Origin of the sequence: Patulibacter sp., assembly GCF_030655195.1 — a bacterium.
Taxonomy (GTDB): domain Bacteria; phylum Actinomycetota; class Thermoleophilia; order Solirubrobacterales; family Solirubrobacteraceae; genus Patulibacter.
The window spans coordinates 1-8043 of the sequence record NZ_JAURWA010000078.1 but is presented as its reverse complement, the minus strand read 5'-3'; the positions used below and the strand labels follow the sequence as shown (position 1 = coordinate 8043).

The following is an 8043-nucleotide window of genomic DNA, read 5'->3' as shown; positions in this document are numbered from 1 at the left end:
CGGCGTCGAGCGCCGCGCCGCACTCCGCCACGGGCTCCTCGGCGGGCGTCCGGGCGCCGCGCAGACCGTCGCCCTGCGCGTGGCGGGCGACGCCGACGCCGACGCGATCCGCCTCCTCGCCGAGCGCGACGGGACGGGTCGCCGCCCCGGCGCCCCGCTGCTCCTCGCCGAGCGCGACGGCGTGCCGGTCGCGGCGATCGGCGTCCTGGACCGCCGCGTCCTCGCCGACCCGACCACCGACACCGCCCACGCCGTCGACCGGCTGCAGGCGCGGGCCGCCGAGGTCCGCGGTCCGCTGCGTCGCGCCCGGTGGGCCACCCGTCTGGGCGGCGCCGCGCGGCGCTGACCGGCACGCGGCCCGGTCCGGCAGGCGCCGGCCGGCCGCGCACCCGCCGGGATCAGGGCGTCAGGCTCTTGGCCTGCGCCGGGGACTCGAGCTGCGGGTCGCTCTCGGACGCGCGCAGCTCGTAGCCGGCACGCGCGGACGGGTCCGCCTCGATCAGGGTCTTGTCCGCACCGATCGCGCGGGCGACGCTCTCGCGACCGCGACGCGGCAGGACCCCGATGACGGTGTTGGCCACGCCCGCGGCCTTCGGCACGTAGACGTCGAAGCGCGGGACCTTCAGCGCCTCGACGATCGCCTCCGCGACGTCCTCCGGGGTGACCTTCTTGACCCCGCGCGTGTCCTTCGTGCCGGCCGCCAGCTCCGTCTGGACGATCGCGGGCATGACGCACGTGATGTCGACGTCGACGCCGGCGTGGTGCATCTCGCCGCGGAGGGCCTCGGACAGGCCGACGACGAAGTGCTTCGTGCCGCAGTAGGTCGCCGCACCCGGCACGCCGGCCTTGCCGGCCATCGACGCGACGTTGACGAGGTGCCCGCGCCGGCGCTGCACGAAGCGCGGCAGCACCTCCTTCGCGCAGTTGATGACGCCGTTGACGTTGATGTCGATCTGCCGACGGGTGCTCTCGTCGGTCTCGTTGAGGAACGTCCCCAGCGGCATGATCCCGGCGTTGGAGTCGAAGACGTCGATCGGGCCGAGGTCGCGCTCGATGCCCTCGACGAACGCCCGCACCGAGTCGCGGTCGACGACGTCCAGCGCGTAGGCGCGGATGTCGACGCCGTTGCCGCCGCGGCCGGGCAGCGCGCGGCGCAGCTCCTCCGCCGTGGCCTCGGCCGTCGCCAGGTCGAGGTCGCCGATGCCGACCTTCATGCCCTCGCGCAGGAGCGCGCGGGCCGTCTCCTTGCCGATCCCGCGTGCGCCGCCGGTGATCGCCGCGGTCCGTCCGATCAGGACTCGGGGCTGCTGTCGTGCCATCTGGGTCTCCTCCTCAGGGCCGCCCGTGGGGCGGCCCGTCGCGTGGGCGTCGAAAGTGACGCCTCCGTCATGTTCGACCCTACCGGGGGCGGGCCGGGACGCGCAAGGCCGTCGGTCCCGCGTCGGACGCGCCGACCGTCCTCGCGCGGGATCATCCCCCCGTGTCCCGCCACCCCGACCTCCGCGTCCCCGACCTCGCGGCGCTCCACGCACGGCGCAGCGAGAAGTGGGCCGGCCACGACCCCGACGTGCTGGTCTCGACGATCGCCGAGATGGACTTCCCCCTCGCCGCTCCGGTGAAGGAGGCGCTGCGCGCCGCGATCGATCGCGACGACCTGGGCTACGCGCCCGAGGCGATCCCCGGGCTCGCGGCCGCGTTCGCCGGCTTCGCTCAGCGCCGGATGGGCTGGCGGGTGGACCCCGAGCAGGTCACGCTGGTCCCGGACGTGATGGCCGGTCTGACCGGCCTCGGCCGCATCCTCGCCGGCGACGCCGCGGCGGTGGCCTTCGCCAGCCCGGCCTACCCGCCGTTCTTCGGCGCCCCGCCGCGGGCGGGCCTGCACCCCCGGCCCGTGCCGCTGGCGCCCGGCGGCGAGCTCGACCTCGACGCGCTGCGGGCCGAGCTCGCCTCCGGGACCCGCGTCCTCCTGCTCGCCAACCCGCACAACCCGACCGGCCGCGTGCTGCCGCGGACCGAGCTGGAGGCCATCGCCGAGCTCTGCGCCGAGCACGACGCCTGGGTGCTCGCCGACGAGATCCACGCCCCGCTCGTCCTGACCGGCGCGTCGCACGTCCCGTGGCTCGAGGTCTCCGACGCCGCCCGCGAGCGCGGCGTGTCGCTCATCTCGGCGTCCAAGGCGTTCAACCTGGCCGGCCTGAAGGCCGCGCTCCTCGTCACCGCGTCGGACCGCGCCCGGGCGGCCGTCGCGCGGCTTCCTCCCCTCGGCGACCACGCCGGCCTGCTGGGCATCGTGGGTGCCGAGGCCGCGTTCACCGACGGCGACCCCTGGCTGGACGCGGTGCTCGCGCAGCTGGACGCCAACCGGAGCCTGCTCGGGGAGCGCCTCGCCGCCGAGCTGCCCGAGGTCGCGTGGTCCCCGCCGGGCGGGACGTACCTCGCGTGGCTGGACTGCCGGGCGCTGGGCCTCGGCGACGACCCCGCCGACGCGTTCCTCCGTCGCGGCCGGATCGCCCTGGGCCAGGGCCCGCGCTACGGCGCCGAGGGCCGGGGCTTCGTCCGCGTGAACTTCGGCACGAGCCCCGAGCTCGTCGCGGAGGCCGTGCGACGGATGGCCGCCACGGTCTGACGGGATCGGCCCGTCCGCCCGGCCGGGGCGGTCGATCAGCGTGCCGGCGGCTCGCCCCACGCCGCACCGTCGCGCTCGACCCCGGCACCACCGAGCACGACGCGGACGGTCATGACGAGGATGCGGGCGTCGAGGCGCAGGGTGCGGTGGGCGACGTACCAGCGGTCGAACTCGATGCGCTCGGGCCACGAGAGCGTCGTGCGGCCCTGGACCTGCGCCCAGCCCGTCAGGCCGGGACGGACGAGCAGGCGCTCGACCTGACGCTCGTCGTAGCGCTCGACCTGCACCGGAACGGTCGGGCGCGGGCCGACGATCGCCATCTCGCCGCGCAGGACGTTCACGAACTGCGGCAGCTCGTCGACCGACGTGCGCCGGAGGAGGCGGCCCAGCCGGGTGATGCGCGAGTCGCCCTGCACGATCGCCAGCCCGGCGCCCATCGTCTCGGCGCCCTGCACCATCGTTCGGACCTTCAGGACGTCGAACTCGCGGCCGTCGCGGCCGACCCGGCGCTGGCGGAAGATCGGGCTGCCGGGCGACTCGAGGCGCACCACCAGGAGCACGAGCGCCAGGGGGACCGCCAGGACGACCAGGGCGAGGCCGGAGACGACGACGTCGAACGCGCGTCGGACGAGGTCGGCGGGGGTCCGTCGCGGGCGCCGCAGCGGACCGTCGGGACCGACGGCGCGGCCCGATGCGCGCATCCGGGCGCGCAGGTCGGCGTGGGCGTCGGGCCCCCGACCGGTGAGGTCGTGGGTCCTCGGCACCGCGCTCATCGCGTGCCCTCCGCCGGGTCCCAGCCCGCCGGGGTGCCGTGGCGCAGGTGGTCGGCCAGGCCGACCGCGATCGAGGCGGTCATCAGCACGTAGTACCGGGCGAGCAGCAGCGGCCGGGACGGCCGGGCCCCGGCGGCCGCGGCGGCCGCGAAGAGCGCGAGGTGCGCCGCGAGCAGCAGCACGTGGAAGGGCGGGCGGGTCCGGGTCGACGCCCCCGGGGCGCGCCGTCCCGCTGACGATGCCCGCGGCACACCGCGCAGCACGACGACCCCGCCGGCCACGAGGGCGAGCGCGTGCAGGAACGGGCTGGCGTAGCGCAGGTGCCGGTGGCCGACGAGCGCCGCGAGGTACGGCGCGGGGACGCCGCGAGGATCGAGGACGCCGCCGCGCAGCCCGCCGCCCTCGCCGCCCCGCAGGACGACCCGCCACATCTGGTTCATCATGCGCCGCTTGCGCCGCCACTCGCCCTCGACGGTCGGGACCATCGGCTCGCTCGCACGGGCGCTCGGCCGGTCGAGCGCCAGGGAGCCCAGGCGGATGATCTGGTGCGGCAGGGCCAGGTCGTGCCCGAACGCGGTGCGCAGGCGCGGCCACAGCGCGGCCCGCACCGCGTAGATCGCGCCGTTGCCCGCGGTGACCGACCACCAGTCGCTCTCGAGGCGCCGGAGCGCCATCTCGAGCCGCCAGTAGGCGCCCTCCTGGTTCGTGCCGCCGTCCGCCGACGTGAAGGTGACGCGACCGCACGCGTAGCCGACCGCGGGGTCGGCGAAGGCGGCGACGAGCTCGGTCAGCGCGTCGGGCTCCCACGACGTGTTCGCGTCGCTGAACGCCAGGACGTCGCCGTCCGCCCGGGCCACGCCGGCCTCCTGGGCGGCGTGCTTGCCGCCGCGGGGCAGCTCGAGCACGAGGTCCGCCCCGGCGTCGCGCGCCCGCTCCGCCGTCGCGTCCGGCGACCCGTCGCAGGCCACGACGATCTGCAGCCGCTCGCGGGGCCAGGTCTGCGCGGCGAGCCGACGGACGGTCTCGGCGATCGCGTCCTCCTCGGCGTAGGCGGCGATCACGACCGTCACGCGCAGGTCGTCCGCCCGCCCGGGACCGTCGGGGACGGACCCGCCGCCCGTCGCGGGTGCGGATCCGGGGGCCGGGGTGGCCGGGGCCGCCTCGCGGTCGTCGGTCACCCGCCCGAGGCCCGCGCGGCGCAGCAGGCGCACGGCGACGCCCCAGCCCACGTGGGTCCAGGCGAGCAGGCCGAGGGCGAGCAGGTGCAGGGCGCGCACCGGGGGATCGTCCCAGAGCGGGGCGGACGAGCCCGTGCGGTCGCGGCTCCCGACCCGCGGCGCGCCGGGATCCCGGACCCGCCGATGAGTTTCCGCAGGTCCCGCGGTCTGAAGGACGTACCCCACACCACGCGCCGCGCACTCCCGCCGGCGACCCCCAGGAGCCCCCCATGCGCATGATCTTCCCCAACCTCCCCGTGCAGGACATCCAGGCGTCCCGCGCCTTCTTCGGGGCCCTCGGGTTCTCGTTCAACGAGATGTTCGCCGACGAGACCACGGCCTGTCTGGTGATCGAGGAGAACATCATGGTGATGCTCATGGAGACCGAGAAGTTCCAGGGCTTCATCGAGAACGAGATCGCCCCGCGCGACACGACCGAGGTGCTGCTCGCGCTCTCCTGCGAGTCCAAGGACGAGGTCCAGGAGCTCGGTGGCAAGGCCCGGGCCGCCGGCGCCGGCGCGTGGAAGGACCCGATGGACATGGGCTTCATGTACGGCGAGAGCTTCCGCGACCTCGACGGTCACGTGTGGGAGCTCATGTGGATGGACGTCGAGGCCGCCGCACAGGCCCAGTAGAGAGAGGGGTCGGCCCGGGCCAGGACGACGACCGGGCCCGGCCTGCGTGACCGGCGGCCGCGGACCGGCCGTCGGATGCCCTGCCCCGCCGGCCCGGGCCTCCCGGGTCTCGGGGGCGCCGCCGCCGGGTCGGTCAGCGGGCCGGGCGCGCCGTGACCCAGATGCGGATCTGCGCGTGGGCGACCTCGACGCCCTTCGCGTCGGTGATGTGGATCTCCACCGGCAGCTCCTGCTTGTCGGCGAGGTGCTCGGGGAGCGCCAGCGTCGCCAGGGCGTCCAGGCGGCCCTGGGCCTTCGCGAGGTAGTCGATCGTCATGCCGCGGGGGATCCAGCGGTGGGTCGCCGGGACGGTCGCCTCCGCCACCGCCCCGAGCACGAACTCGGCCAGGTTGCACTGGGCGATCGCGTGGACCGTCCCCAGGTGGTTGCGCGTCCACGGCACGGCGCGCATCGTGGCCTCCGCCCGGCCGGGCTCCATCCGCGTGAGCCCGGCGGGGATCGTCAGGAAGTACGGCGCCGCGGTGCGGTAGATCCGCGAGACGGCGGCCCGCCCGAGCGGCAGGCCCTCGAGCTTGCGGTACGCGGTCGGCAGGTCGAGAGCGGGCATGCGGTGATCCTACCGGCGGTAGGGAGCCGGGTCCGTGCCGGGCGTCGTCACCGCCACGGCGGCGATCGGGGGGCCGCTCTCCGCCGGCGTCGGCGCGTGTGGGGCCTCCGCGGTCCGGGTCAGGCGACGAGCGAGCGGTAGACGCGCTGGTGGGCCTCCGCGACCGCGTCCCACGAGTAGGCCCCCGCCGCCAGCTGCGCCGCCCGGGACGCCAGGGCCCGGCGGCGGGTGTGGTCGCCCAGCAGCGTGCCCAGGGCGTCGGCGAGGGCGGCCGGGTCGCCGGGCGGGACGAGCTCGGCGGCCCCCTCGCGGGCGATCTCGGGGAAGCCCCCGACGTCGCTGAGGACCATCGGACGCCCGAACGCGAGCGCGGTGAACAGCACGCCGGACTGGTCGATCTCGCGGTACGGCAGGACGACCACGTCGGCGCGGCCGAAGTACGACGCGGCCTCCTGGTCGCTGACGAAGCGGTCGACGAACCGCACGCCCGCGGGGGCCGCGGCGCGCAGGGCGGTCATGTCCATCTTCGGCAGACCGACGATCCACAGCTCGGCCGGCGCGGCGGTCTCGCCGAGCCGCCTCCACGCCTCGAGCAGCACGTCCACGCCCTTGTACGGCCGCAGCAGGCCGAAGAAGAGGACGACCGGGCGCTTCGTGTTCGCGAACGCCGGGGCCAGCTCGGCGGGCGTCAGCGTCGTCAGGTGGCGGAAGGCGCCGTGCGGGATCTCGTGCACCTTCGCGGGGTCCACCCCGAGGTCGTCGACCAGGCGGTCGCGCCCGTGCCGCGAGTGGACGACGACCGCGTCGACCCGCTCGTAGAGCCGCCGCTGGGCGTCCCGCTGGCCGGCCCGGGCCTCGCGCGGCAGCACGTCGTGGGCGGTCAGGACGACCGGCCGGTCCTTCGGCAGCAGGTGCACGTCGAGGTGCTGGACCGCGAGCCACTGGAAGTGGACGACGTCGGCGTCGCGGGCGGTGCGGCGCAGCCGGCGCATGTCCGGCACGTGCTGGACGAGCTTCGCGGCCCGGCGGACGCGGGACCCGGCCGGCCCGACCGCCCGGCGGTAGAAGCCGTGCTCGATCTCGTAGCCCTCGGGCTCCGGGATCCGTCCGTAGGGGAACTCGCTGGTCACGAGCGTGACGCGGTCCCCCGCCCGCACCAGCGCGTTGGCGAGCGCGTGGTCGTAGGGCGGCGTGTACGCGGATGGGTCGATCAGGCGGACGTGCACGTGCCCCCACCGTATCCCGGCGGCGCCGCGGCACCGGAGGAGCCGGGCACGACCACGGCTCAGCGCACGCGCAGGCCCGAGGCCGCCCGTCGGGCGACCCGCTTGGCCCCGGCCGCCCGGTGCGCCCCGGCGATCAGCAGCACGCCGCCGGTCGGGCCGTTGGCCGGGAGCGCCGCGCAGACGCCGCCGTCGCCGCACATCGCGTACCGGCCGCCGCGGTAGAGGGCGCCCTCCGTGCGACCCGCCTCCGGCAGCCGCACGGGGAACGGCCGGGCGCCCGGCACCCCGACCACGGCGGTGCGACCCGGGAGCGACTCGACCACGAGGCGGACCGCGTCGGGTCGCTGCAGACGGGTGACGATCCGGGCACCGCCGTCGAGCTCCTGCACCGCGGTCTGCCGCCACCCCTCGGCGGTCGGCAGGTCGAGGATCCAGCCGCCGCCGCCGAAGCGGGATGCCCCGGCGGGGATCGCGGGCAGCGGCGCGGTCGACGGCCCCTTCGGCGCGGCGCGACCGGCCCGGGGGACCGCGGACGAGCCGGTGGAGCCGGTGCCGCCACGGCCGGAGGACGAGCGCGCGGCGCCCGCCGCGTCCGGACCGGCGGAGGAGGCGGAGCCGGACGCACCCGAGGGGCCGGAGCCGGACGGCGAGCGTGACGGTCTCGCGGCGCCGGTGGGCGACCCCGTCGTTCCCGAGCCGCCCGAGCCCGACGACGACGAGCCTCCGGGCCGAGCAGTGGACGTCCCCCGGCCGCCGCTCCCGCGCGATCCACCGCCGGACGATCCGCCGGGGGACGCGGCCCCCGCGCCGCCGCTCCCCGCCCCGCCCGTCGATCCCGCACCACTCGCGGACCCGGAGCCCGCCGACCCCGCCGACCCGCCCGAGCCGGAGGACCCCGCGCCGCCCGTTGAGGGCGTGCCGGACCCGCCGGCGGAGGGGCTCCCGCCCGTGCCCGCCGC

Annotated in this window: 9 protein-coding genes; 3 read left to right on the top strand and 6 right to left on the bottom strand. The window is 76.9% G+C overall.

The genetic code is table 11. From position 1 onward, the window contains the following. Positions 1-346: hypothetical protein (locus tag Q7T67_RS08210; RefSeq protein ID WP_304787913.1), on the top strand; the 346-nt coding region annotated here is incomplete at its 5' end. Between the two features lie 52 nt (positions 347-398). On the opposite strand, the gene Q7T67_RS08205 is transcribed toward Q7T67_RS08210, so the two are convergent. After that, complete coding sequence (locus tag Q7T67_RS08205) at positions 399-1319, bottom strand: SDR family oxidoreductase (protein WP_304787910.1); 921 nt, start codon at positions 1317-1319, stop codon at positions 399-401. A gap of 161 nt (positions 1320-1480) precedes the next feature. Between Q7T67_RS08205 and Q7T67_RS08200 the strand changes: the two genes are divergently transcribed. Beyond that, a complete protein-coding gene (locus tag Q7T67_RS08200; RefSeq protein ID WP_304787908.1) occupies positions 1481-2626 on the top strand; it encodes a MalY/PatB family protein in 1146 nt (381 codons plus the stop codon). 35 nt (positions 2627-2661) lie between these two features. Here Q7T67_RS08200 and Q7T67_RS08195 read toward each other — a convergent pair whose 3' ends face one another. Together Q7T67_RS08195 and Q7T67_RS08190 are read right to left on the bottom strand one after the other, a co-directional pair. Then, positions 2662-3399: a sugar transferase gene (locus Q7T67_RS08195; RefSeq protein ID WP_304787905.1), complete on the bottom strand. Its 738-nt coding sequence runs from the start codon at positions 3397-3399 to the stop codon at positions 2662-2664. Next, positions 3396-4676 (bottom strand): glycosyltransferase, encoded by a 1281-nt coding sequence (locus tag Q7T67_RS08190; protein ID WP_304787903.1) that lies wholly within the window; start codon positions 4674-4676, stop codon positions 3396-3398. Before Q7T67_RS08190 ends, Q7T67_RS08195 begins: the two co-directional genes overlap by 4 nt. 170 nt (positions 4677-4846) lie before the next feature. On the opposite strand from Q7T67_RS08190, the gene Q7T67_RS08185 reads away from it, so the two are divergent. After that, entirely contained in the window at positions 4847-5251 is a 405-nt protein-coding gene (locus tag Q7T67_RS08185; RefSeq protein WP_304787900.1) for a VOC family protein, read from the top strand. Between the two features lie 133 nt (positions 5252-5384). Here the strand turns inward: Q7T67_RS08185 and Q7T67_RS08180 are convergent, their stop codons facing one another. The 3 genes from Q7T67_RS08180 to Q7T67_RS08170 form a co-directional block, all read right to left on the bottom strand. Then, on the bottom strand, positions 5385-5858 hold the full coding sequence (locus tag Q7T67_RS08180; protein WP_304787898.1) for a hotdog fold domain-containing protein: 474 nt from the start codon (positions 5856-5858) through the stop codon (positions 5385-5387). 119 nt (positions 5859-5977) lie between these two features. Further along, a complete protein-coding gene (locus tag Q7T67_RS08175) occupies positions 5978-7084 on the bottom strand; it encodes a glycosyltransferase family 4 protein (RefSeq protein WP_304787895.1) in 1107 nt (368 codons plus the stop codon). Positions 7085-7143: 59 nt separating this feature from the next. Then, a complete protein-coding gene (locus tag Q7T67_RS08170) occupies positions 7144-7473 on the bottom strand; it encodes a hypothetical protein (protein ID WP_304787892.1) in 330 nt (109 codons plus the stop codon). Between the last annotated feature and the right edge of the window lie 570 nt (positions 7474-8043).